We start from the raw sequence: 21,769 nt of genomic DNA, 5'->3' as shown, positions 1-21,769 counted from the left end.
CGGCTTCGGCCTAAGTCACCGGCGATCCCGGAGACATTTATGGCTGGCACATCCCAACACGGCAAAGCGTTCATTCGCCCGAAGAAGAAGGCCCACCTTCTCGTTATCGAGGCACGCTTCCACGACGATCTTGCCGACGCGCTGCTCGAAGGCGCGACGAGCGCGCTTGACGAAGCGGGTGCGACCTACGACGTCGTCACCGTTCCAGGTTCGCTCGAAATTCCCGCCGTCATTACCTTCGCGCTGGACGGCGCGGCGGAAGGCGGCATGAACTATGACGGCTTCGTCGCGCTTGGCACCGTCGTCCGCGGGGACACCTATCACTTCGATATCGTCGCCAATGAATCCAGCCGCGCACTGATGGACCTGTCCGTGCAGGACTCGGTCTGTATCGGCAACGGCATCCTGACCACGGAAAACGACGCGCAGGCCTGGACGCGAGCCAAGCGTTCGGAGGGCGACAAGGGTGGCTTTGCCGCGCGCGCGGCGCTGACCATGATCGCGCTCAAGGAACGACTGGGAGCGCGATCGTGAGCGACCCCGCTTCGCCCGGACAGCCCACGGTGCGCCACGCCAACAAGCGCGGCGCGGCGCGGCTTGCCGCCGTGCAGGCCCTCTATCAGATGGATGTCGCCGGCAGCGGCGTCTTCGAGATCACTGCCGAATACGAAGCGTTTCGCCTTGGCAAGGAAGTCGATGGCGCGCTTTACCGCGAGGCGGATGCCCAATGGTTCCGCGCCATCCTCACCGGTGTCGTCGAGGACCAGAAAACCATCGATCCGGTTATCCGCCAGGCGCTGACCGATGACTGGCCGCTGTCGCGCCTCGATTCGACACTGCGCGCAATCCTGCGCGCCGGTGTCTACGAACTGATGAAGCGCGAAGACGTGCCGGTGGCGGTGATCGTTTCCGAATACGTCGATATCGCCAAGGCTTTCTACGAGGAAGACGAGCCGAAGCTGGTCAACGCCGTGCTCGATCGCGTCTCCCGTCGGGTGCGTGGCGAGGGACGCGGCAAGGACGCTTCATGACGGCGGTCGCCATCGAGGCGGCCAGGGAGGCGCGGCGCACCGCGTTGATCCTCGCCGCCTCGCAGGCGATCATCGGTTCGGCAGCGCCCATCGCCATCTCCATGGGCGCGCTTGCCGGTCAATATCTGCTCGGCCCGGACAAGTCGCTGGCGACGGCGCCGATCACCGGCTTCAATCTCGGCGTGGCACTCGGTGCGCTGCCGGCGGCGGCCATCATCCGCGCCATGGGCCAGCGCGGCGGCTTCGTGACCGGTACGATCATCACCGCGCTTGGCGGTCTGGTCGCGACGCTGGCACTCTTCCATGGCAGTTTTTGGCTGTTTGCCTTCGGCCTGACGGTGATCGGTGTCGGTGGCGCCTTCGTCCAGCAGTTCCGCTTTGCCGCCGCCGACAATGCGCCGCCGCAGTTCAAGGCGCGCGCCATCTCCTTCGTGCTGGCGGGCGGCATCATCACCGCCATTCTCGGACCGCAGATCGTCATCTTCACCCGCGAGTTGTTCGCACCGGTGATGTTTGCCGGTTCGTTCGCATCCATCCTGGTGCTAGCCGCCGTCGGCGCGGCGATCCTGTCATTGCTGCGCCTGCCGGCGAGGGCCGCCGCCGGCGGAACGGAAATTGCCGGCAGCGATGCCCGGCCCTTGGCCGAGATCGTCACGCAGCCGCGTTTCGTCGCGGCACTCTTCTGCGCGGTCGGCAGCTATGCCCTGATGAGCTTCGTCATGACCGGCGCGCCGCTCGCCATGGTCGGCTGCGGCCTGTCGGAGGACGATGCGACGCTCGGCATTTCGTGGCATGTCATGGCAATGTTCGGGCCGAGCTTCTTCACCGGATCGCTGATCCATCGCTTCGGTGCTGAACGCATTGTCGCGGTCGGCCTCCTGCTGCTGATCGGCTGTGCGGTCGTCGCGCTGTCCGGCTTGGCGCTATGGCAATTCTGGACGGCGCTGATCCTGCTCGGCCTCGGCTGGAATTTCGGCTTCATCGGCGCCACGGCCATGGTCGCGGCAAGCTACCGGCCTTCCGAAAAGGGCAAGGTGCAGGGGTTCCACGACTTCGTCCTGTTCGGCTCCGTGGCCTGCGCCTCGCTGATGTCGGGCATGGTCTACAATGCCTGGGGCTGGACCATGCTGAACTGGATGATCTTTCCCGTCACCGTGCTATGCTTCGTCGCGCTCGGCGCGCTGAGGATTGCGAGCTTGCGTCTGGCTTGACGCCCAATTTGAATCTATGCGTCCGGCGGCAGAACCTGAAGCACTCGCGCTATGAACATGTGAAACTCAGCCATGTAGTTGCGCAGGAAGTCCTCAGTGGATTCGACCGTCACCTCGCCGTCGTCGGTGATCAGCCCCGGCGTGAACTGTATGTAGGCTTCAGGCGCGTTCATCTGGGGCGAATTGCAGAAACTCAGAACGCTTCGAAGGCTTTGTTGGGCGACGGCGGTCGCGATGGCGCCCGGCGATGTTCCGATGACAGCCGACGGTTTGCGCGCGAACGAATTCTTGCCGTAGGGCCGACTGGCCCAGTCGATTGCGTTCTTCAATCCACCAGGGATCGAGCGGTTGTACTCCGGGGTGACGAACAATACGGCCTGGACGGAGGCGATCGCCTTTTTGAAATCCCGGGCTGCCGGTGGGAAGTCGGCGTCATAGTCGTAGCTGTACAGTGGCAGATCCTTGAAGGCGATTTCGGTCATGTCGAGTTCGGGAGGGGCAAGTTGAACGAGCGCCTTCGCGAGCTTGCGGTTGATGGATTCCCGGGCAAGACTGCCGATGAGGTAACCGACTTTGTGTATGGCCATGACACGCTCTCCGTGTTTGCCACCCGCACCCTCACCGCATTATCCGCCAGATGGCAGCAGATCGCCAGCGTCGCGTCGCAATTGGCCTTCCGAACAAAAATATTGCGTCTGTACCACTTGTTATGAAACCGTGTGCCCCGACGAGACGTTGGAGCCGTGCTCATATGCGGCACCGAATTCCGGTTCACAGCAAGGGATTTTCACAATGTTTTCAATCAAGCTTCTGGCTGGCGCGGCGCTCGCGCTCGGTATTGCGATAGCATCGGCGAATGCTCAGGTGGTCGTCTCCTCGAAGATCGACACCGAGGGCGGCGTGCTCGGCAACATCATCCAGCTCGTCCTCAACGCCAACAACATCAAGACCACTGACCGCATCCAGCTCGGCGGCACGCCGGTGGTGCGCAAGGCGATCACCGCCGGCGAGATCGACATCTATCCCGAATACACCGGCAATGCCGCCTTCTTCTTCGAGAAGGCCGACGACCCGGTCTGGAAGGACGCCGCCAAGGCCTATGAGACGGCCAAGAAGCTCGATTACGACGCCAACAAGATCGTCTGGCTGTCGCCGTCGCCGGCCAACAACACCTGGGCGATCGCACTGCGCAAGGAGGTGGCCGAAACCAATAAGCTCGCCACCCTGTCCGACTTCGGCAAATATGTCGCCGGCGGCGGCAAGGTGGTGCTCGCGGCCTCGGCCGAGTTCGTCAATTCAGCCGCGGCCCTGCCGGCGTTCCAGACCACCTACGGCTTCACGTTGAAGCCTGACCAGTTGATCACGCTCTCCGGCGGCGACACGGCCGCGACCATCGCGGCGGCAGCCAACCAGACCAATGGCGCCAACGCCGCCATGGTCTACGGCACTGACGGCGGCATCGCGCCCTCCGGGCTGGTCGTGCTCGACGACGACAAGGGCGTGCAGCCGGTCTACCAGCCGGCGCCGATCATCCGCGAGGCGGTGCTGAAGGAGCATCCCGAGATCGAGACGTTGTTGAAGCCGGTCTTCGCCAAGCTCGACCTCATCACGCTGCAGGAACTCAACGGCCGCGTCCAGGTCGGCGGAGAGCCGGTCAAGGGTGTGGCGGAAGACTTTTTGAAGAAGAATGGGTTCTTGAAGTAGTCAGCGCTTAGCTGACCGTGATGCTGGTGCGAGGCGCCCCCCTCTGGAAGCTGCCGATCTCCCCCCTTGCGGGGGAGATGTCCGGCAGGACAGAGGGGGGTGCTGTCCCGCCGACCTCTCAACTCGTCACAGCTGCGCGCTCGGACAGGACCGTTTTCGAACAAGCCGACGCTCGAAAGTTGGCGATCCTTCACACCCCCCTCTGGCCTGCCGGCCATCTCCCCCGCAAGGGGGGAGATCGGAAATCGCGTCGGCTTTCGCCAGTCGCCAGCCAACTGTGTACCTCGTGGCAGATTTCCCCCTTTGAGGGGCAGCCATGACCCTCCGCTTCGACAAGCTCGGCGTGGTCATCGCTGCGATCGCTGCCTATGCGGCTTTCGTAGCACCCTTCGCCACGTTCCGCGCCAATCGCATCGTGCCCGGCCAGGCGCGCTCGATCGTAGAGGCACTTCCGGCAATGGCCGGCCCGCTGCTTTTGGCCATCGTTGTCGCAGCCGCGCTTGTCGCGCTGCTGAAAACGCCGCTCGTCCTGCGCCTTGCCGCCAGCGTGATCACGCTGGCGGCTCTCGCGCTGTTGATCGGCGTCACCGGGACATTCCTGACCCCGGCAGGCAATACCTTCGCGCGCGTTTCGCCGGCCTCCGGGTTTTGGCTGCTGATCTTTGCCTTTACCCTCCTGCTGGCCGACGTGCTGACGAGAATGAACCTGTCTCCCTGGTCACGTGTCGGCGTGCTTGTCGTTGCCGCGCTCGCCATCGGGCTGCTGCTCATATCGGGATCCTGGGACAGCCTTTCGATCCTCAAGGAATATTTCAACCGTGCCGACAGTTTCTGGGCCGAGGGCGCCAAACATGTCACGCTGGCGCTTGGTTCGCTGGCGGCGGCGGTGATACTGGGCCTGCCGCTTGGCATCCTGTGTCATCGCGTCGAGCGCCTGCGCGCCGGCGTGCTCAACGTGCTCAACATCGTCCAGACCATTCCCTCGATCGCGCTGTTCGGCCTGCTGATCGCACCGCTCGGCTGGGTGGCGGCGCATGTGCCGGGAGCGGCCGCGCTCGGTATCCGCGGCATCGGAACGGCACCTGCGTTCGTGGCGCTGTTCCTCTATTCGCTGCTGCCGGTCGTCGCCAATACCGTGGTCGGCCTTGCCGGTGTGCCGCGTGCCGCCAATGACGCGGCGCGCGGCATGGGCATGACCGATCGCCAACGCCTGTTCGGCGTCGAGTTTCCGCTGGCCTTCCCGGTGATCCTCACCGGCATCCGCATCGTGCTTGTGCAGAACATCGGCCTCGCCACCATCGCTGCCCTGATCGGCGGCGGCGGCTTCGGCGTGTTCGTGTTCCAGGGCGTCGGCCAGACCGCGATGGACTTGGTGCTGCTTGGCGCCGTGCCGACGGTCGCGCTCGCCTTCGCTGCTGCCATCATTCTCGACGCGGTGATCGAAATGACCTCAACCAAGCGCAGGGCGGACCCCGCATGATCGAGATCGAAGGCATTACCAAGCGCTACGATGCGACCACGGTGGTCGATGAAGTCTCGATGATCATCGAGCCCCGCACCCTTTGCGTCATCGTCGGCACCTCGGGCTCCGGCAAGACGACGCTGCTTCGCATGATCAACCGGCTGGTCGAGCCGACTTCCGGCGTCATCAAGCTCGACGGCGCCGACAACCGCTCGGTGCCCGGCTACGAGCTGCGGCGCAGCATCGGCTACGCCATCCAGGGCCACGGCCTGTTCCCGCACCGAACGGTGGCGCAGAACATAGCCACCGTGCCGGTGCTGCTTGGCTGGGACAAGGATCGCATCAAGGCCCGTGTCGACGAACTGATGACGCTCTACCAGCTCGACCCGCAGGCCTACGGGCCGCGCTATCCGCACGAGCTCTCCGGCGGCCAGCAACAGCGCGTCGGCGTCGCCCGCGCGCTCGCGGCCGAACCCAACGTGCTGTTGATGGACGAGCCGTTCGGCGCGCTTGACCCCATAATCCGCACCAAGGCGCAGGAAGACCTTCTTGCGATCCAGAGGCGCTTCGGCACCACCATCATCCTCGTCACCCACGACATGGAAGAGGCCGTGCATATGGGCGACAAGATCGCCGTCATGGATGCCGGCAAGTTGGTACAATATGCCAGGCCGGCGGAGATACTGGCGAGGCCGGCCAGCGGCTTCGTCGAGACCCTGGTCGGCGCCAGCGAAAAACCGTTTCGGCTGCTGTCGCTCGGCCGCGTGCGCGACGCAGTCGAAAAGGGCGCGGCGGAAGGTGAGGCGATTCCTGGCGACGCCAGCCAGCGCGACGCGCTGGCCGAACTTCTCTGGTCCGGCCGCCCGGCGCTGCCGGTCAAGGATGCCGACGGCAAGCCGCTCGGTCGCGTTACCGTCGACGGCTTGGTGAAGCGTGCGGCGAGGCCGGCATGAAAGCCTGGCTGCCGTTGCTGCTCAGGCTTGCGCTGGTGGTGCTGCTGGTCGCTTTCGTCACCAGTCCCGGCTGGTTCGAGCCGCTGCTCAAGCCGCTGACCGAGAACGGCGCGCCGGTGATCTACAATCAGGGTAGCCTGCTGACGCTGATGCTGCTGCACCTGCGCACCGTGCTGATCGCCACGCTCGCCGCCACCATCGTGGCGGTCGCGCTCGCCATCCTGGTCACCAGGCCTGCCGGCGCCGAATTCCTGCCGCTGTCACGCAGCCTGGTCAATATCGGCCAGACTTTCCCGCCGGTGGCGGTGCTGGCGCTTGCCGTGCCGGCGGTCGGGTTCGGCGAGAAGCCGACGCTGATCGCATTGTTCCTCTATGGTCTGCTGCCGATCTTCGAGAACGCGCTGACCGGCCTGACGACGTTGCCCGGCAATGTCATGGAAGCGGCGCGCGGTGCCGGCATGACCGGTTGGCAAAGGCTGCTGAAGGTCGAATTGCCGCTCAGCGCGCCGGTCATCCTCGGCGGCATAAGGCTGTCGGTGGTTATCAGCCTGGCCACCGCCACCATTGGCTCGACGGTTGCAGCGAAGACATTGGGCGAGGTGATCATTGCCGGGCTCTTGTCCAACAATCTCGCTTTCATCTTGCAGGGCGGCCTGATCGTCGCCGCTTTGGCCGTGCTGATCTATGACGGATTGTCGGCGGTCGAACGCTATGCCGCGCGGCGCATGGGGCGTCAGGCCGAGTAGGCTTCTGTCCCGGTGCTCCGATCTTTCAACGTCCACTTGAACGGGCAGGGTGGTCGAGCGTCAGTTCGAGTTCGATGCCTTGCTCTTTGCAGATCCAGCGGCGGCAGATGACGGCAAAGTCGTGTTGTGTGCCGGCTTTCACGAGCGAGACAAGATCACCCACGGCGCAATCGCTGCCGAGCTGGAGCGCCTCGATGGGTTCGGCGATGACTTGCTTGCCGGCATAATGTCTTGCGCTGGCCGTGAGCGTAATCAACACCCGCCTGCCAGTTGCGCGATCTTCGGGACTCGGCGATTGATTGGGCCGATGCCCCGATCCTTCAGCAGGAGTTCTTGCCATGACCTTGCGCTTCTCCAAGATCGTCATGTGTCTCTGTCTGGCGGCTTTCGCCTTTCTTGTCGCTTTCGGCAACGTCACCGATTACGGCTCAAACTTCGCCTTTGTCCAGCACGTGCTGAGCATGGACACGACCTTTCCCGGCAACGCGCTGATGTATCGCTCGATCACCAACCCCTCGCTATGGACGACGGGCTACTGGCTCATCATCGCCGGCGAGGCGCTGACCTGTCTGCTCTACCTGATCGCGGCCTGGAACCTGTGGCAAGCGCGCAATGCCAGCGGAGAGGTTTTCAACGATGCCAAGAAATTCGCCGTTATCGCCGCGACGATGGGATTCCTGATCTGGTATCTTGGATTTATGGTGGTGGGCGGCGAGTGGTTCGCCATGTGGCAATCGAGCATCTGGAACGGCCAGCAGAAGGCATTCATGTTCTACATGACCATGCTGGCGGTGCTGATCTTCGTCATCCAGCCAGACGGTGATCTGCGCCAAACCTGAGTGCTGATCCGTGATTTCAATCGATATAAAGCAGCAGCGGCATGGCGACACCTGCCGCCGTCTGGCTCTTTTGGGCGAAAGCCGGGCAAAAACCGAACAATATCTTGACGTTCGCGGCCCTGTTTCGCATACACCGCTGCGAAGAGGGGGATTCCGCGCACGGGATTCCGTCTTTGTCTCAACGGCCCAGGGAGGGGTTCTTTTGGGCCAGCAATCGAGGAAAACCCGGCATGACCATAATTTCCGCCGTCATCGCCTGCGGCCTGCTTTCTGTCCTTTACGCCATCTGGGCGACACGTTCGGTCCTCGCGTCGGACCAGGGCAATGCACGCATGCAGGAAATCTCCGCCGCCATCCGTGAGGGCGCGCAAGCCTATCTGGCGCGCCAGTACACCACCATCGCCGTCGTCGGCGTGGTCGTGCTGCTGCTCGCCTGGTGGCTGCTGTCCATCACCGCCGCGATCGGCTTCCTGATCGGGGCCGTGCTTTCGGGCGCGGCCGGCTTCATCGGCATGCATGTTTCGGTGCGGGCCAATGTTCGCACGGCACAGGCCGCTTCCAACAGCCTTGCCGCCGGCCTCGACATCGCATTCAAGTCGGGCGCCATCACCGGCATGCTTGTTGCCGGCCTTGCCCTGCTTGGCGTGTCGATCTACTACCTGATCCTCACCCATTTCATGGGGCTTCAGCCCAATGACCGTATCGTCATCGACTCGCTGGTTTCGCTCGGCTTCGGCGCCTCGCTGATCTCGATCTTCGCCCGTCTCGGCGGCGGCATCTTCACCAAGGGTGCCGATGTCGGCGGCGATCTGGTCGGCAAGGTCGAAGCTGGTATTCCCGAGGATGATCCGCGCAACCCCGCCACCATTGCCGACAATGTCGGTGACAATGTCGGCGACTGCGCCGGTATGGCGGCCGACCTGTTCGAGACCTATGCGGTGACAGTCGTCGCCACCATGGTGCTGGGCGCCATCTTCTTTGGCGGCACCGCGGTTCTGAGTGCCGCGATGCTCTATCCGCTCGCTATCTGCGGCGCCTGCATCCTGACCTCGATCGTCGGTACTTTCTTCGTCAAGCTCGGCTCCAACGGTTCGATCATGGGCGCGCTCTACAAGGGGCTGATCGTCACCGGCCTGTTGTCCATCGTGGGCTTGGGCGTCGCCACCTCGGCCACGCTTGGCTGGGGCGAGGTCGGCACTGTCGCCGGCATGGTCATCACCGGCAAGAACCTGTTCATCTGCGGCCTGATCGGCCTCGTGGTGACCGGTCTCATCGTCGTGATCACCGAGTACTACACCGGCACCAACAAGCGTCCGGTCAACTCGATCGCCCAGGCGTCGGTGACCGGGCACGGCACCAACGTCATCCAGGGCCTTGCGGTCTCTCTGGAATCGACGGCACTGCCGGCCATCGTCATCGTCGGCGGCATCATCTCGACCTATCAGCTCGCCGGCCTCTACGGCACGGCGATCGCCGTCACCACCATGCTCGGCCTTGCCGGCATGATCGTCGCGCTCGATGCCTTTGGCCCGGTCACCGACAATGCCGGCGGCATCGCCGAAATGGCCGGCCTGCCCAAGGAAGTGCGCCACTCCACCGACGCGCTCGACGCGGTCGGCAACACCACCAAGGCGGTGACCAAGGGCTATGCCATCGGTTCGGCGGGCCTCGGCGCACTGGTGCTGTTCGCGGCCTATTCGAACGACCTGAAATTCTTTGCCGCCAATGGCGACAAATATCCCTACTTCCAGGGCATGGGCGAGGTCTCCTTCGATCTTTCCAACCCCTACGTCGTCGCCGGCCTGATCTTCGGCGGCTTGATCCCGTATCTGTTCGGTGGCATCGCCATGACGGCCGTCGGCCGCGCGGCGGGCGCCATCGTCGAGGAGGTGCGCAAGCAGTTCCGTGACGACCCGGGCATCATGGCCGGCACGTCCAAGCCGAACTATGCGCGCGCGGTAGATCTTCTGACCAAGGCGGCGATCCGGGAAATGATCATCCCGTCGCTGCTGCCGGTGTTGGCGCCGCTCGTCGTCTATTTCGGCGTGCTGCTGATCTCGGGCTCGAAAGCGTCGGCCTTTGCGGCTCTCGGCGCCTCTCTGCTCGGCGTCATCGTCAACGGCTTGTTCGTCGCCATCTCGATGACTTCGGGCGGCGGCGCCTGGGACAACGCCAAGAAGTCGTTCGAGGACGGATTCACCGACAAGGACGGCATCAAGCACCTGAAGGGTTCCGAGGCGCACAAGGCCTCGGTGACCGGCGATACGGTCGGCGATCCCTACAAGGACACGGCCGGCCCGGCGGTCAACCCGGCGATCAAGATCACCAATATCGTGGCGCTCCTGCTGCTGGCGGTGCTGGCGCACGGCTGAGCGGCAAAGCTCGACATTGAAAACACCCGCGGGGAGCAATCCCCGCGGGTTTTTATTTGACGGCGGTTTTGGAAGGCGGAAAACGAATTTCAACGGCTGCGTCCGCGTCCTGCCGTCGCTGTCTGCCCATCGCCGACGAGCCGGCCTCTCCCGCCCCATGATAACAAAAACCCGTGGGATCGCTCCCACGGGTTTTTGGTCGCCTGAGATGGTGCTGCCATCCCCAAGGGGAAGGCGGGTCTGAGATCAGGGAGTGCCGCCGCCGGGAATGCCGGGCGCCAGCTTGCTGGCGCCGTTGATGATCTGGCTGAGGAAGTTCTGGTCCTTGCCGCCAGTCGGCGTGGTGCGCGAGATGAAGTCGAAGATCTTGCCGTCCTTCAGGCCGTAATTGGCGATCTGGGTGACCCGCCCATCGGCCCCGAAATAAACCGCCAGCACATGCTGATCGATCAGCCGGGGCTTGTCGAAGGCGACATAGCGCTTGCGAGTCTGCGAGATGTAGTAAAAGGCTTCATTGTCGAAGGTCGCCGTCGTCGAGGGCGTGCCGAGCGCGAGCAGCACCTGCTCGCGGCTTGAGCCGACCGGCACCGAATCGATCGCCTGCTGATCGATGACATACCCCTGCGTCAGCGTTTCGCTGGGGTTCAGATCACCGATCATCTTGGAACTGTTGCAGGCCGAAAGCGCCGCAATGATGGCCAGCAGCGAGATCGCGCCAGCGGGCCTGGAAGAGAAGGTCGACTTGAAATTCAGCGCGCGCAACAACAATTCTCCATTATATCGCCGCAACTTGCGCTGGGCCGCAAAACCGGTAAACCAGCTTGCTTGCCGATGCAACAAGGCCAATTCAACAAACGGTCCCCGGAGACCATCCCCATGTTCCAGCGCCTTTTTGGTCGCGAACGCCACGCCAACCGCGCCATCACCGACGCGCTTTACGCACAAATCGTGGCGGCCGCGCGGCAGACCGTATTTTATTCCCACTGGAATGTGCCGGACACGCCGCTTGGGCGTTTCGAGATGCTGTCGCTGCACATGTTCCTGGTCCAGCACCGGCTGCGTGGGGAAGACGGCGTGGCGCAGGAGATCGCGCAGGTGCTGATCGACGAGTTTTTCCTCGACGTCGACCATTCGCTGCGGGAACTCGGCATTGGCGATGTCGGAGTGCCCAAGCGCATGAAAAAGCTGGCGAAGATGTTTTATGGCCGCACCGCCGCCTATGACGACGCATTGGAGCGCAATGATCATGATGGGCTCACCGCCGCCCTTGCACGCAATGTCCGGCCCGACGCCGCGGCCTGGGCGGAAGCGTCACGACTGTCCGACTATGTCGCCGATGCCCGCAACCGGCTGGCCACGCAGCCGTGCCGGGCGATCGTCTCCGGCACGGTGACCTTTCCGCTCGCCCAGGAGGCAGATCGATGAAGCACGCCGATCCGCAAAGTCCGGTATCGTTTTTTGCCAACGTCGCCCGCCTGCCGCAGAAGGGCTTGCCGGTGGTCATCGAGGCCGACGCCACCCAGCGCGCGACACTCGCCGAAGAGCACAGCTTGCTCTCGGTCGAAGCCTACCGTGCCGAATTCCTGGTGACGCCGTGGAAACGCAATGGCGTGAAGGTCAGCGGCCGGGTCGAGGCCGACATCACCCAGGCCTGTATCGTCACGCTCGATCCGGTCGGGGCGCATATCGACGAATCATTCGAGGCTCTGTTCCTGCCCGAGGATTCCAAGCTTGGACGACAGGGATTCGAAGGCGGCGGCGAGATCCTGCTCGACGCGGATGGACCTGACAGTCCCGAAACATTTTCAGGCGACACGATCGATGTCGGGGCACTCGCCGAGCAGTTCTTCGGACTGGCCATCGATCCTTATCCGCGCAAGCCGGGTGCGTCGCTTGATGCCGGCCGCGAGGCCGACCCGGTGGAGAATGAATTTCAGCAGAAACTGCGGTCGCTGTTGGGAAAATCCTGAAAACCTCACCCGCGACGGAAAAGTCGGTTGTGCGAATGTCCAAAACCGCTATTTTCGCCGAACCTTCGCGATCACTAAAACGATCCGCCGCCTAAGCAAAACCGTGAGATGAATACCGCGTGATCAGGATTTCCATCGATGCCATGGGCGGCGATCACGGACCAGCCGTGGTCATTCCGGCGCTCATGACGGTCGCGACCCGCCGTCCCGACGTCCGCTTCGTCATCTACGGGCGGGAGGAGGCCGTACGACCCGAACTGGCCAAATTTCCCAAGCTGGCCGGTGTGAGCGAATTCTTCCACTGCGAGGTGGCCGTCAGGATGGACGACAAGCCGAGCCAGGCACTGCGCCATGGCCGCTGGAAATCGTCGATGTGGAAGGCTGTCGAGGCGGTCAAGTCGGGTACGGCGGACGCCTGCGTCTCGGCCGGCAACACCGGCGCGCTGATGGCGATGTCGAAATTCTGCCTGCGCACCATGGCCACCATCGACCGCCCGGCGATCGCGGCACTTTGGCCGACGCTGCGCGGCGAAAGCGTGGTCCTCGACGTCGGCGCCACCATTGGCGCGGATGCGCACCAGCTCATTGATTTTGCCATCCTTGGAACCGGCATGGCCCGATCGGTCTTCGGCGTCTCGCGGCCCAGTGTCGGCCTGCTCAATGTCGGCGTCGAGGAGATCAAGGGCCAGGAAGAGGTCAAGGAGGCTGGGCGCATGCTGCGTGAAGCCAATATGGCCTCGATGAACTATCACGGTTTCGTCGAGGGCGACGATATCGGCAAGGGCGTGGTCGACGTCGTCGTCACCGAAGGCTTCGCCGGCAACATCGCCCTGAAGACGGCGGAAGGCACGGTGCGCCAGATTGGCGGCTACCTGCGGGCGGCGATGAGCCGTACGCTGATGGCCAGGATCGGCTATATCTTCGCCAAGGGCGCGTTCGATCGCCTGCGCGAAAAGATGGATGTCGGCCGCTCCAATGGCGGCGTTTTCCTGGGGCTGAACGGCATTGTGGTGAAAAGCCACGGCGGCGCCGATTCGGATGGTTTCGCCGCCGCCATCGAACTCGGCTACGATATGGTGCGCAACAATCTGCTCGACCGCATCGAGGCCGACCTGGACTTGTTCCATGCGCGCAATCCGCATGCCCAGACATCTAGGAAATCCGACGTCGTCAGCGACGCAAAGGAATAGGAAAGAACTTTGATCAGATCAGTCGTGCGCGGCATGGGCGCCGCGCTGCCCCGCCGCATCATGAAGAATGCCGACTTTGAAGGCATGGTCGAAACCTCGGACGAGTGGATCGCCCAGCGCACCGGCATCCGCCAGCGCCATATCGCGGCCGACGACGAGACCACCGCTTCGCTGGGTGAGGCGGCGGCGCGCGCAGCGCTCGCCGATGCCGGCCTGACACCCGGAGACATCGACCTGATCGTGCTGGCGACCTCGACACCCAACAATACTTTTCCGGCCACGGCCGTCGAAATCCAGAACCGGCTCGGCATGCATCACGGCTTTGCCTTCGACCTGCAGGCGGTATGCTCGGGCTTCGTCTATGCGGTAACCACGGCCGACCTCTATATTCGCGGCGGCTTGGCCAAGCGCGTGCTGGTGATCGGCTCGGAGACCTTCTCGCGCATCCTCGACTGGACCGATCGCTCGACCTGCGTACTGTTCGGCGATGGCGCCGGCGCCCTGGTTCTTGAAGCCGGCGAAGGGGGCGGCAGTATTGCCGACCGCGGTGTGCTAGCGATGAGCCTGCGCTCCGACGGCGCGCACAAGGACAAGCTCTTTGTCGACGGCGGGCCTTCGACGACAGGAACGGTCGGCTATCTCAGGATGGAAGGCCGCGAGGTCTTCAAGCATGCGGTGGGCATGATCACCGACGTCATCGAGGCGACGTTTTCGCAGGCCGGCATCACCGCCGACGACCTGGACTGGTTCGTGCCGCATCAGGCCAATAAACGGATCATTGACGCTTCCGCCAGGAAGCTCGGGATAGCTGAGGAAAAGGTGGTGGTGACGGTCAATCTGCACGGTAACACCTCGGCTGCTTCCGTGCCGCTGGCGCTTTCCGTGGCTGTTGCCGATGGCCGCATCAAAAAGGGCGACCTTGTGCTTCTGGAAGCGATGGGCGGCGGCTTCACCTGGGGCGCGGTTCTGCTTCGCTGGTAAGTGCCGAACGGTCCGGTTCGGTCCTTGACCTTGCCGGATCAATTACTTAGGCTCTGCCGCTGTTGTGTCGATTTTATGTTTGAGCTGATGGGACGGTCGCATGGGGGGAAAGACACTTACGCGCGCCGACCTTGCCGAAGCCGTTTACCGCAAGGTAGGTTTGTCGCGCACTGAATCGGCCGAACTCGTCGAGGCGGTGCTGGACGAGATCTGCGAGGCGATCGTCCGTGGCGAGACGGTGAAACTGTCGTCTTTCGCGACGTTCCACGTCCGCTCCAAGAACGAGCGCATCGGGCGCAATCCCAAGACCGGCGAAGAGGTGCCGATCCTGCCGCGCCGGGTGATGACCTTCAAGTCGTCGAACGTGCTGAAGAACCGCATCTTGCGCTCCCACCAGAGCGGCAAGGCAAAGGGCGGCAAGTAGGCTCGCTGCAAATGCACGGTTGAAAACAGGCCTTGCGATGATGCCGGGCTTGAATATTGCCTCACAAACCGCTGAAATGAGACCCGATTCGGCAACATGGCCGGATTGGTGTTCCGCGTGATCGTTACGCGCAGCCGGAATGAGCTCCCCTCCTGTCGAGGGAATCTCGTTCGAACGCCGGTTCCCATGTCCCGGGATCATGCTCCAGTGTGAGGATTTCGCCCATGGACAAGAGCCCTGACGCCTTTCGCACCATCAGCGAGGTCGCCGAAGACCTCGATCTGCCGCAGCACGTGCTGCGCTTCTGGGAAACGCGTTTCAACCAGATCAAGCCGATGAAACGCGGCGGCGGCCGCCGCTACTACCGGCCGCAGGATGTCGAACTGATCAAGGGCATTCGCCATATGCTCTACGACCAGGGCTACACCATCAAGGGCGTGCAGAAGCTGTTGCGCGAAAACGGCAACCATTTCCTGGTTGCCATCGGCAATGGCGATATGGCCGCCGTCGAGGCGATCTCGCAACGAAAGCAGGCCGACCAGGTGCCGTTGACGGCGGCAGCGCAGCCGCGCGGCGGAGATGACGAACTGGTTGGCCAGCCGAGGGTCAAGCCCAGCCGCCGTTTCTTCGGTCTTGGCAAGAGCGACGAGGAAGGCCCGGTCCAGCCGGACGCTTCGAAACTGTCGCGGGACAATCGCGCGCTGTTGCAGGAAGCGTTGTTCGACCTCCTCGAATGCAAGCGCCTCCTCGACCAAGTGCGCTGACGGGCAACCGGCCGGCGCCTGAAGAACGGGAACCCGCCTTTGGGTGATGCGTTACGTTTTCTTGAGCAAGACAAGGCTTGAGCAGACAAGGAAACGCATCATGGCATTATTCTCGACCCTCTCGGACGTCGATCTCGACAGGCGGGTCGCTGCACTCTCCAGGGAATTGGCGGCCCTGAAGAAGGCTGCGTCCAGGCGGGGCGGCGCCTATTACGAAGACGGTCGCGACGCGGCGCTTGACACGTATTCCGACCTTGCGGAACGTCTGCACGATGCGTTGCCGGCGATCCGCGAGCGGGGCAGGGCGATCGAGAAATCCGCCCGCGAGCATCCGGCGACGGCCGCGGCGATCGGCTTTGTGGTGCTTGGTCTGGTCGCCAGTCTGCTGTTCAGCCGGCGCTGACCTTTATTTATTCCTCGGTTCCGCTGGATCGGTGCGCGGGCGATTCATGTTGCCCGAAAGTGCACCCGGTTTAGGACAGCGGCACCTGTGGGTGCCACGAAAAAAGGCCATAGCCCCAGCTTGTCGGTCTGCAGCACGAACAGGGGTTTTTTCGTCAGAGCAGGCGCTCGTTGTAGCGCTGCGAGATCGCGCTGATACGGCGCGTATCCGGAGGAAACCAGGAGAAGACCGGCTTCGAACAAGAAGCCAAAGCCGGTCTTCTCATTGGCAGTCGGTTAAGCTCAGGCCTTCTTGCCCATAACCTTGTGGTGGTGATGATGGTAGTGGTGGCTGCGATGGTGCTTGCGATGATGACGATGATGCTTGTGCATCGGCGCGGCATCAGCGCTGGTCGCGCCGAGGATTGGCATGGTGAATGCAAGTGCAACTGCAAGCCCGAGGGCCGAGAGGAGGGACTTCTTCATGGATATCTTCCTTTTTTCGCAGGCAATCTGAATCAGGCCAACAGCCTGTTCGCCGCGAGCGGGATTACGCTCCCGATTTTTTTCGTCAGTATTTCCCGAATATAGAATTTTGTTTCTGGAATGTGTCTGGCGGCGCAGGCTGTGGGCTCCGCCGACAGGCTGAGCCCACAGCGCCGATGAGCGGGAGAAATTTCGATACGGGGCCGCAGACGCAACCGGCTTACATGGGCGGGACCACGCCATTGTTGCCGACCACGACGCGGTTGGCACTCAGCGTGCCGTCGGCGCCGCGCGTCGCGGTGACCACGACGGGCGCGCCGGGCTTGAGATCGCCCGGCGTGGCCGGCGCGAAGGTGACGACCGGCGTCTTGTCGGGGATTGAGATCTTCTTTGTCTGGCCGTTGTCATAGGTCAGCGTCACCGCGCGGCCATTCACGTCGGTCACGTCGGCGACGGTGCCGTTGGTCATGCGGCTGTTGGGCTTGAGGTCCCAGGCGCGGTCGCCTTCGCCCGTGCCTTTCAAGGCTGCGGGAAACACCACGACCTCGAGCGCGCCGCTGCCGCCATCGGCCTTCGACAGGGATGCTATGCCGAGGAAATCGCCGAGCTTGATGTCCTTTACCGACGCGCCCGCGACGCCCGATATCTTCCATCCGGCAGCGAGCTTGATCTTATCCATGCCACCCTGGCGGTTTTTCACCGTCAGCTGGGATTGGTCGGAACTGGCCACGACGCCGCGCACCCGCACCGTGTCTGCCGCCGGCGCGCTGGTTGCAGCAAGGCCAAGGCTGGAAAGCGTGCCGAGCACGATCATGATTGTCCGCAATTTCATCGCATCGATCCTTTCAGGAAAATGACAGCCGCGCCGGCAACGTCTTGGGTTTCGCGCCGGCGCAATTGAACCAACGAACGGGGTCGTAAAAATCATCGAGGGACGAGGTGATCAGGTGTTCAAAAGAACTTGATCGAGAGCGGTTGCGAGCGGCGTCCGCCAGGCATGGTTCACGATGCTGTGACGGCCAGTTTGTGACTTGGCAAATCACCCGCAAGCGGGCATGTTCTCGCCGTCTCAGGCAACACCATTTTCATCAAACTCTTTCAGCCAACGGAGTTGCCAATGCCATACAGTGCAAAGCGCGAACCCCTCCCGGAACTGGTTGCCAGCGAAGCCGGGCAAGGCCATAGCGCCCTCAGAACGATTCGGGAAACCAAGGGATACAGTGTCGAGGAGCTTTCCCTGACAACCGGTCTGTCGGTCGACGAAATCGAGGATATCGAGAACGGCAGGACGGCCGATCCGTCGCAACTGCGCCGTATTGCGTCGGCGCTTCGGCTTCCTCAGGAGGCGCTGCTCGGCACGGCCGTGCAGGCGCGGGCCGCGCAAGACCGCCCCGCGCTGTAGCGCCAGTGCCATGCATGTTCGAAAACCCGCCGGGGACCTTGGCGGGTTTTCTGTTTGCCGTGACTGAAGGCTTCGGCACGTGTTTATGGACGCGCCGGCCTAGCTTGCTGCTTCGTCATTTCGATCCGCGGGGTTTCGATGAGCTTGGAATCCGTTCGTGCCTTCTTTGCCAGCAAGGCGCCTGACATCGACGTGATCGTGACTGACGCGAGTTCGGCAACCGTAGCATTGGCTGCGCAGGCGCACGGCGTGTTGCCGGCACAGATCGCAAAGACGATCTGCCTTCGCGTCGGCGAACGCACCATGCTGGTCGTGACCAGCGGCACCGCCAGGCTGGACAATCGCAAGTTCAAGGATCGGTTCGGCAGCAAGCCGCGCATGCTGGAGGCCGCTGAGGTTATCGAGGCAACCAGCCATCCGGTCGGCGGTGTCTGCCCGTTCGGCCTGCCGGCGCCGCTGCCGGTCTATTGCGACGTGTCGCTGCGCGGTTTCGAAGAGGTGGTGCCCGCCGCCGGCGCCACCAACGCGGCGGTGCGCATCGCACCGCAACGCATGGCTGATCTCACCGGCGCCGAATGGGTCGATGTGTGCCAGGGGTAGATGGCGATAGATGAGACGGACTTTGGGGGTAAGTCCTTGTTTAAAATGGTCGGAGTGGCCGGATTCGAACCGACGACCCCTTGACCCCCAGTCAAGTGCGCTACCGGGCTGCGCTACACTCCGGACCGCGCAAAGCCATATATATTCGAGGCTTGGCGCGCAAGCGCTAAAACCGCCTCCGGAAGCAGAACCAACCATCGCCGATAAATCGCGTCAAACCTGACCGGAAGTCCCACGGGCGTTCGCGGGTCCCTCCATGGACCATGCCACGAGCAAGGCTTCCTTCAGAGTAAATGCCTCCACCTGTCGGGGCCCTCTTGGCCGGGAATTGCTTTCCAAACGTGGCGTCGCCGTTCGAGGCGGCGAAGATGTCGCCCTGCATTCAGAGATGACGAGCCCGGCGATGGCTCAATCCGGTGGCGGAAACAAATTCCCTCTCGCCAACTCCCGCCTTGGAACAAACCGCCCCCGGTCCGGTTTGGCAACCGTCCGGGGAACTTAGGAGGGACGAAATGACCGGCAAACTCCATATCGGCCTTCCGTGCGCGATCATCGTCGCGGCGGCCAGCATCAGTGCGTTCTCGGATCCGCTGCCTCCTGACATCACCTATCGGCCATTGCCGAGCCAGCCCTTTTCCGCGGTGAAAGCCGATGACGAGGCGCAGAAGCCTGGCGTGATGGAGCGTCAGAAGAAGCTTTTGGAGCAACGTTATGATCTGGCTGACCGTCCGATACCGGGCGTGATGATGACCGACGGCAAGAAGCCGGTCCAGGGTGGCGTCAGGGTCAAGCTGGCGGGTGGCTCGACCTGGGACAGGCTAAGCTCGATGAGCCCCGGCGATATTCGTGACCAGGGTCTTCTGCCGGCTGGCTTCCTGCCGCTACCTCATGTCAAGCAGGCTGCCGGAGGCCAAGTGTTTCCCGAGAAGGAAATCCGCGAGATCGGCCGCCAGGAAGGCCGTGATCTGCGCCGCTTCGACGTCGATTTCGATCTTCCCGATCACCTGACGCCCGAATTCCCGCCACCGATTTTCCTGACCACCCACCCTGAACTCGGCGATGTCTCGCGCGGCGAACTGCTTACCATCCGCAATTACTACGAGATCATGAACGGCATCATCACCCCAGTACAGATGGAGGGTTTGCGGCTTCTGCTGACGCCATTCCCGCAGGAAGAGTTCAATCAGACCGAGGACCGCAAGGTCGCTGGCCAGAGCATGGGTGTCGCCTGCCTTGATTGCCATTCCAATTTCAACACTAACGCCGCCTTCCATCAGACACCCGACATCAGGCCGCAGGCGGCGCGCTTCCGTCTCGACACCACCAGTCTGCGCGGCCTCTTCAACCAGCAGATACATGGATCGAAGCGCTCATTGCGGTCCGTGGAGGATTTCACCGAATTCGAGCAGCGCACCGCGTATTTCAATGGCGATCATGTCAGTGCCACCCGCAAGGGCGTCAACCTGCCTGACCGCCCGAACCAGGTGGCGATGATGGCACAGATGCAAAACATCATCGATTTCCCGCCGGCGCCTAAGCTCGATCCGTTTGGCCGCCTCGATCCGGCACTGGCGTCAGCAGAGGAATTGAAAGGGGAAGCGGTGTTCATGGGCAAGGGCCGCTGCTCCCAATGCCACAATCCGCAGACGTCCTTCATGGACAACAACATGCACGATCTGAAGCTCGATCGTTTCTACAAGCCAGGACAGACCGTCAACGACATGGTCGAGCTTCCCGACGGTCCGATCAAGACGTTCACGCTGCGCGGCATCAAGGACACGCCGCCCTATTTGCATGACGGCCGCCTGATGACGCTCGCCGACACGGTCGAGTTCTTCAATCTGGTGCTGGGCACCAAACTCGACCAATCGGAAAAGGACGCGCTGGTCGCCTATCTGCTCGTGCTCTGAGAAAGCGCGCCGTGATATCCGGCGCGATACGCTTCCCGAGGAGGTTCGCATGCGTCTACTCGCAACTGTCGTGGGGCTTGCGCTTCTGCCTGCCGCCACCGCCTTCGCCCAGTTCGGCAATCCGGCTGGCATGGCGCCGGACACGATGAAGGAATCTCCCGGCAAGCCAATGCCTCACCAAACCAACTATCAGGACCGGCTGTTCGCGCAGCTTACCGCTGCTGGCGGTCTGGCCGAGGTCCGCTTCGGCGAGCTTGCCGGAAAATCCGAAAATGCCGCGGTGAAAGACTTTGCCCGCAGGATGGTTGACGACCACCAGAGGGCGAACGACAGGCTGAAGTCGCTCGCCGAAGCGGCCAAGATGCCGCTTCCGCCTGGGCTGGATGCCGAGCACGAGGAGATGCGTACCAGGCTGGAAAAGCTTACAGGCGTCGAATTCGATCTGGCTTACATCAGCGGCCAGATCGTCGAGCATCAGAAGACTGTGCAACTCCTTGAATGGGAGATCGGCTCCGGCCAGGATCCGGATGTCCAGCATTTCGCCTCGGATATCCTGCCGGCCGTACTGGAGCATCTGCGAATGGCGCGGGACGTCCGCAGCAAGCTGGTGAACCCGGCATTGGCCGATGCCTCGGGCCAGAGCAAGAAGTGACCGTCGCGTCGGCGGCCAATCCGCGCGTTGGCAGCGCCTCTGGCCGAACCTGCCATAGCCCGGGCGGAACAATGCTCTCCACTCGCGGTTTGGGCGAGCAACCCAAGGGAGACCTTCATGACACAATCGCGCGACTGGTTGATACAGTGGCTGAGAGACGCTCACGCCATGGAGGAGCAGGCCGAGACGATGCTCTCCGGGCAACTGTCACGCCTCGAAAGCTATCCGGAACTCGGCGACCGCATCCGTCAGCATCTCGACGAGACGCGGCAGCAGGCCTCGCGCCTCAAAAGCTGTCTTGACCGGATCGGAGAGGGATCCTCCGCGATGAAAGACGCAGGCGGCAAGCTCACCGCCATGGCCCAGTCGATCAGCGGCGTGTTTGCCGGCGACGAGGTGATGAAGGGCTCGCTCGCCAGCTATACTTTCGAGCATATGGAGATTGCCTCCTACACGATGCTCATCGCCGCGGCCAACGCCGAAGGGGAGGCCGAGGTGGCGCGTGTGTCTGAGCAGAATCTGCGCGAAGAGGAGGCGATGGCGGATTGGCTCAAGAGCCATCTCGCCGAGACGACGCAGATGTTCCTGTCTCGCGCCGCGGCCGACAGCGATGCCGCAAAACGATAATCGGGCCTGTCATCGCGTCGAATTTCGCCGGCCATGATCGTGCGACAGCGGCAGCGCGCGCTGC

27 protein-coding genes and 1 tRNA gene are annotated in these 21,769 nt (G+C 62.8%); 22 read left to right on the top strand and 6 right to left on the bottom strand.

Going from position 1 to position 21,769, the window contains the following annotated elements:
• Positions 1-39 precede the first annotated feature (39 nt).
• The 3 genes from ribH to FJ973_RS17920 are packed head-to-tail and all read left to right on the top strand — an operon-like array spanning position 40 to position 2,242.
• Positions 40-534, top strand: coding sequence for a 6,7-dimethyl-8-ribityllumazine synthase (ribH, locus tag FJ973_RS17930; RefSeq protein ID WP_140494037.1), 495 nt, complete (start codon positions 40-42; stop codon positions 532-534).
• Positions 531-1,031: a transcription antitermination factor NusB gene (nusB, locus tag FJ973_RS17925; protein WP_140494035.1), complete on the top strand. Its 501-nt coding sequence runs from the start codon at positions 531-533 to the stop codon at positions 1,029-1,031. Before ribH ends, nusB begins: the two co-directional genes overlap by 4 nt.
• On the top strand, positions 1,028-2,242 hold the full coding sequence (locus tag FJ973_RS17920) for an MFS transporter (protein ID WP_140556994.1): 1,215 nt from the start codon (positions 1,028-1,030) through the stop codon (positions 2,240-2,242). The genes nusB and FJ973_RS17920 overlap by 4 nt, the downstream gene beginning before the upstream one ends.
• A gap of 14 nt (positions 2,243-2,256) precedes the next feature.
• Here the strand turns inward: FJ973_RS17920 and FJ973_RS17915 are convergent, their stop codons facing one another.
• Entirely contained in the window at positions 2,257-2,829 is a 573-nt protein-coding gene (locus FJ973_RS17915; protein ID WP_140494031.1) for an NADPH-dependent FMN reductase, read from the bottom strand.
• Here FJ973_RS17915 and FJ973_RS30960 point away from each other — a divergent pair.
• The 5 genes from FJ973_RS30960 to FJ973_RS17890 all read left to right on the top strand — a co-directional run bounded on the left by FJ973_RS30960 (position 2,746) and on the right by FJ973_RS17890 (position 7,107).
• Positions 2,746-2,955 (top strand): hypothetical protein, encoded by a 210-nt coding sequence (locus FJ973_RS30960; protein ID WP_181165181.1) that lies wholly within the window; start codon positions 2,746-2,748, stop codon positions 2,953-2,955. The genes FJ973_RS17915 and FJ973_RS30960 overlap by 84 nt on opposite strands.
• Positions 2,956-3,034: 79 nt before the next feature.
• Positions 3,035-3,946, top strand: a complete 912-nt coding sequence (locus FJ973_RS17910; RefSeq protein ID WP_140556993.1) for an ABC transporter substrate-binding protein — start codon at positions 3,035-3,037, stop codon at positions 3,944-3,946.
• A 316-nt stretch (positions 3,947-4,262) separates the two neighbouring features.
• Positions 4,263-5,426, top strand: a complete 1,164-nt coding sequence (locus FJ973_RS17900; RefSeq protein WP_140556991.1) for an ABC transporter permease — start codon at positions 4,263-4,265, stop codon at positions 5,424-5,426.
• Positions 5,423-6,361 (top strand): ABC transporter ATP-binding protein, encoded by a 939-nt coding sequence (locus FJ973_RS17895; RefSeq protein WP_140515705.1) that lies wholly within the window; start codon positions 5,423-5,425, stop codon positions 6,359-6,361. The genes FJ973_RS17900 and FJ973_RS17895 overlap by 4 nt, the downstream gene beginning before the upstream one ends.
• On the top strand, positions 6,358-7,107 hold the full coding sequence (locus FJ973_RS17890) for an ABC transporter permease (RefSeq protein WP_140494023.1): 750 nt from the start codon (positions 6,358-6,360) through the stop codon (positions 7,105-7,107). Before FJ973_RS17895 ends, FJ973_RS17890 begins: the two co-directional genes overlap by 4 nt.
• A gap of 25 nt (positions 7,108-7,132) precedes the next feature.
• Here FJ973_RS17890 and FJ973_RS17885 read toward each other — a convergent pair whose 3' ends face one another.
• A complete protein-coding gene (locus tag FJ973_RS17885; protein WP_224519177.1) occupies positions 7,133-7,474 on the bottom strand; it encodes a hypothetical protein in 342 nt (113 codons plus the stop codon).
• On the opposite strand from FJ973_RS17885, the gene FJ973_RS17880 reads away from it, so the two are divergent.
• Both FJ973_RS17880 and FJ973_RS17875 read left to right on the top strand, forming a co-directional pair.
• Positions 7,446-7,946 carry a DUF2165 domain-containing protein gene (locus FJ973_RS17880; RefSeq protein WP_140494019.1) on the top strand — a complete coding sequence of 167 codons (501 nt, stop codon included), beginning with the start codon at positions 7,446-7,448 and terminating at the stop codon, positions 7,944-7,946. The two genes, FJ973_RS17885 and FJ973_RS17880, sit on opposite strands and share 29 nt — an antisense overlap.
• 230 nt (positions 7,947-8,176) lie before the next feature.
• Positions 8,177-10,318, top strand: coding sequence for a sodium-translocating pyrophosphatase (locus FJ973_RS17875; RefSeq protein ID WP_140494017.1), 2,142 nt, complete (start codon positions 8,177-8,179; stop codon positions 10,316-10,318).
• Positions 10,319-10,564: 246 nt separating this feature from the next.
• Here the strand turns inward: FJ973_RS17875 and FJ973_RS17870 are convergent, their stop codons facing one another.
• Positions 10,565-11,080, bottom strand: coding sequence for an outer membrane protein assembly factor BamE (locus tag FJ973_RS17870; protein WP_140494015.1), 516 nt, complete (start codon positions 11,078-11,080; stop codon positions 10,565-10,567).
• Between the two features lie 114 nt (positions 11,081-11,194).
• Between FJ973_RS17870 and FJ973_RS17865 the strand changes: the two genes are divergently transcribed.
• From FJ973_RS17865 to FJ973_RS17835, 7 genes are all read left to right on the top strand, one after another.
• A complete protein-coding gene (locus tag FJ973_RS17865) occupies positions 11,195-11,743 on the top strand; it encodes a ubiquinol-cytochrome C chaperone family protein (RefSeq protein ID WP_140494013.1) in 549 nt (182 codons plus the stop codon).
• The gene (locus tag FJ973_RS17860; RefSeq protein ID WP_140556990.1) at positions 11,740-12,288 is read left to right on the top strand and encodes a DUF177 domain-containing protein; all 549 of its coding nucleotides are present in this window, start codon (positions 11,740-11,742) and stop codon (positions 12,286-12,288) included. Before FJ973_RS17865 ends, FJ973_RS17860 begins: the two co-directional genes overlap by 4 nt.
• A 119-nt stretch (positions 12,289-12,407) precedes the next feature.
• Positions 12,408-13,478, top strand: coding sequence for a phosphate acyltransferase PlsX (gene plsX / locus FJ973_RS17855; RefSeq protein WP_140494009.1), 1,071 nt, complete (start codon positions 12,408-12,410; stop codon positions 13,476-13,478).
• Between the two features lie 9 nt (positions 13,479-13,487).
• The gene (locus FJ973_RS17850) at positions 13,488-14,459 is read left to right on the top strand and encodes a beta-ketoacyl-ACP synthase III (protein ID WP_140494008.1); all 972 of its coding nucleotides are present in this window, start codon (positions 13,488-13,490) and stop codon (positions 14,457-14,459) included.
• 100 nt (positions 14,460-14,559) lie between these two features.
• Positions 14,560-14,883, top strand: coding sequence for an integration host factor subunit alpha (locus FJ973_RS17845; protein WP_140494007.1), 324 nt, complete (start codon positions 14,560-14,562; stop codon positions 14,881-14,883).
• Positions 14,884-15,107: 224 nt separating this feature from the next.
• Positions 15,108-15,647, top strand: a complete 540-nt coding sequence (locus tag FJ973_RS17840) for a MerR family transcriptional regulator (protein ID WP_140494005.1) — start codon at positions 15,108-15,110, stop codon at positions 15,645-15,647.
• A 100-nt stretch (positions 15,648-15,747) separates the two neighbouring features.
• Complete coding sequence (locus FJ973_RS17835; RefSeq protein ID WP_140515713.1) at positions 15,748-16,050, top strand: hypothetical protein; 303 nt, start codon at positions 15,748-15,750, stop codon at positions 16,048-16,050.
• Between the two features lie 281 nt (positions 16,051-16,331).
• Here FJ973_RS17835 and FJ973_RS17830 read toward each other — a convergent pair whose 3' ends face one another.
• Together FJ973_RS17830 and FJ973_RS17825 are read right to left on the bottom strand one after the other, a co-directional pair.
• Positions 16,332-16,514, bottom strand: coding sequence for a hypothetical protein (locus FJ973_RS17830; RefSeq protein WP_140521795.1), 183 nt, complete (start codon positions 16,512-16,514; stop codon positions 16,332-16,334).
• Between the two features lie 220 nt (positions 16,515-16,734).
• Positions 16,735-17,346: a hypothetical protein gene (locus tag FJ973_RS17825; protein ID WP_140521797.1), complete on the bottom strand. Its 612-nt coding sequence runs from the start codon at positions 17,344-17,346 to the stop codon at positions 16,735-16,737.
• A 285-nt stretch (positions 17,347-17,631) separates the two neighbouring features.
• Here FJ973_RS17825 and FJ973_RS17820 point away from each other — a divergent pair, with 285 nt between their 5' ends.
• Together FJ973_RS17820 and FJ973_RS17815 are read left to right on the top strand one after the other, a co-directional pair.
• On the top strand, positions 17,632-17,916 hold the full coding sequence (locus FJ973_RS17820; RefSeq protein ID WP_140521799.1) for a helix-turn-helix transcriptional regulator: 285 nt from the start codon (positions 17,632-17,634) through the stop codon (positions 17,914-17,916).
• A 138-nt stretch (positions 17,917-18,054) separates the two neighbouring features.
• Entirely contained in the window at positions 18,055-18,516 is a 462-nt protein-coding gene (locus FJ973_RS17815; protein WP_140521801.1) for a YbaK/EbsC family protein, read from the top strand.
• A gap of 46 nt (positions 18,517-18,562) precedes the next feature.
• Here the strand turns inward: FJ973_RS17815 and FJ973_RS17810 are convergent.
• Positions 18,563-18,639 (bottom strand) — tRNA-Pro (locus FJ973_RS17810).
• Between the two features lie 389 nt (positions 18,640-19,028).
• On the opposite strand from FJ973_RS17810, the gene FJ973_RS17805 reads away from it, so the two are divergent.
• From FJ973_RS17805 to FJ973_RS17795, 3 genes are all read left to right on the top strand, one after another.
• Entirely contained in the window at positions 19,029-20,426 is a 1,398-nt protein-coding gene (locus FJ973_RS17805) for a cytochrome B6 (RefSeq protein ID WP_140556988.1), read from the top strand.
• A gap of 49 nt (positions 20,427-20,475) precedes the next feature.
• A complete protein-coding gene (locus FJ973_RS17800) occupies positions 20,476-21,078 on the top strand; it encodes a DUF4142 domain-containing protein (RefSeq protein ID WP_140493992.1) in 603 nt (200 codons plus the stop codon).
• A 117-nt stretch (positions 21,079-21,195) separates the two neighbouring features.
• The gene (locus FJ973_RS17795; protein WP_140493990.1) at positions 21,196-21,705 is read left to right on the top strand and encodes a DUF892 family protein; all 510 of its coding nucleotides are present in this window, start codon (positions 21,196-21,198) and stop codon (positions 21,703-21,705) included.
• Positions 21,706-21,769: the final 64 nt, after the last annotated feature.

The sequence above is a fragment of the Mesorhizobium sp. B2-1-3 genome, from assembly GCF_006442495.1.
GTDB lineage: Bacteria > Pseudomonadota > Alphaproteobacteria > Rhizobiales > Rhizobiaceae > Mesorhizobium.
Note: the sequence above shows the minus strand (reverse complement) of the source record. Positions and strands in the feature narration are given on the sequence as shown.

Excerpts from the sequence above, each read along its gene's own strand:
- ribH (WP_140494037.1), top strand. The coding sequence starts at position 40 with ATGGCTGGCACATCCCAACACGGCAAAGCGTTCATTCGCCCGAAGAAG.
- FJ973_RS17920 (WP_140556994.1), top strand. The coding sequence starts at position 1,028 with ATGACGGCGGTCGCCATCGAGGCGGCCAGGGAGGCGCGGCGCACCGCG.
- FJ973_RS17915 (WP_140494031.1), bottom strand. The coding sequence starts at position 2,829 with ATGGCCATACACAAAGTCGGTTACCTCATCGGCAGTCTTGCCCGGGAA.
- FJ973_RS17910 (WP_140556993.1), top strand. The coding sequence starts at position 3,035 with ATGTTTTCAATCAAGCTTCTGGCTGGCGCGGCGCTCGCGCTCGGTATT.
- FJ973_RS17900 (WP_140556991.1), top strand. The coding sequence starts at position 4,263 with ATGACCCTCCGCTTCGACAAGCTCGGCGTGGTCATCGCTGCGATCGCT.
- FJ973_RS17895 (WP_140515705.1), top strand. The coding sequence starts at position 5,423 with ATGATCGAGATCGAAGGCATTACCAAGCGCTACGATGCGACCACGGTG.
- FJ973_RS17890 (WP_140494023.1), top strand. The coding sequence starts at position 6,358 with ATGAAAGCCTGGCTGCCGTTGCTGCTCAGGCTTGCGCTGGTGGTGCTG.
- FJ973_RS17880 (WP_140494019.1), top strand. The coding sequence starts at position 7,446 with ATGACCTTGCGCTTCTCCAAGATCGTCATGTGTCTCTGTCTGGCGGCT.
- FJ973_RS17885 (WP_224519177.1), bottom strand. The coding sequence starts at position 7,474 with ATGACGATCTTGGAGAAGCGCAAGGTCATGGCAAGAACTCCTGCTGAA.
- FJ973_RS17875 (WP_140494017.1), top strand. The coding sequence starts at position 8,177 with ATGACCATAATTTCCGCCGTCATCGCCTGCGGCCTGCTTTCTGTCCTT.
- FJ973_RS17865 (WP_140494013.1), top strand. The coding sequence starts at position 11,195 with ATGTTCCAGCGCCTTTTTGGTCGCGAACGCCACGCCAACCGCGCCATC.
- FJ973_RS17860 (WP_140556990.1), top strand. The coding sequence starts at position 11,740 with ATGAAGCACGCCGATCCGCAAAGTCCGGTATCGTTTTTTGCCAACGTC.
- FJ973_RS17845 (WP_140494007.1), top strand. The coding sequence starts at position 14,560 with ATGGGGGGAAAGACACTTACGCGCGCCGACCTTGCCGAAGCCGTTTAC.
- FJ973_RS17840 (WP_140494005.1), top strand. The coding sequence starts at position 15,108 with ATGGACAAGAGCCCTGACGCCTTTCGCACCATCAGCGAGGTCGCCGAA.
- FJ973_RS17835 (WP_140515713.1), top strand. The coding sequence starts at position 15,748 with ATGGCATTATTCTCGACCCTCTCGGACGTCGATCTCGACAGGCGGGTC.
- FJ973_RS17830 (WP_140521795.1), bottom strand. The coding sequence starts at position 16,514 with ATGAAGAAGTCCCTCCTCTCGGCCCTCGGGCTTGCAGTTGCACTTGCA.
- FJ973_RS17825 (WP_140521797.1), bottom strand. The coding sequence starts at position 17,346 with ATGAAATTGCGGACAATCATGATCGTGCTCGGCACGCTTTCCAGCCTT.
- FJ973_RS17820 (WP_140521799.1), top strand. The coding sequence starts at position 17,632 with ATGCCATACAGTGCAAAGCGCGAACCCCTCCCGGAACTGGTTGCCAGC.
- FJ973_RS17815 (WP_140521801.1), top strand. The coding sequence starts at position 18,055 with ATGAGCTTGGAATCCGTTCGTGCCTTCTTTGCCAGCAAGGCGCCTGAC.
- FJ973_RS17805 (WP_140556988.1), top strand. The coding sequence starts at position 19,029 with ATGACCGGCAAACTCCATATCGGCCTTCCGTGCGCGATCATCGTCGCG.
- FJ973_RS17800 (WP_140493992.1), top strand. The coding sequence starts at position 20,476 with ATGCGTCTACTCGCAACTGTCGTGGGGCTTGCGCTTCTGCCTGCCGCC.
- FJ973_RS17795 (WP_140493990.1), top strand. The coding sequence starts at position 21,196 with ATGACACAATCGCGCGACTGGTTGATACAGTGGCTGAGAGACGCTCAC.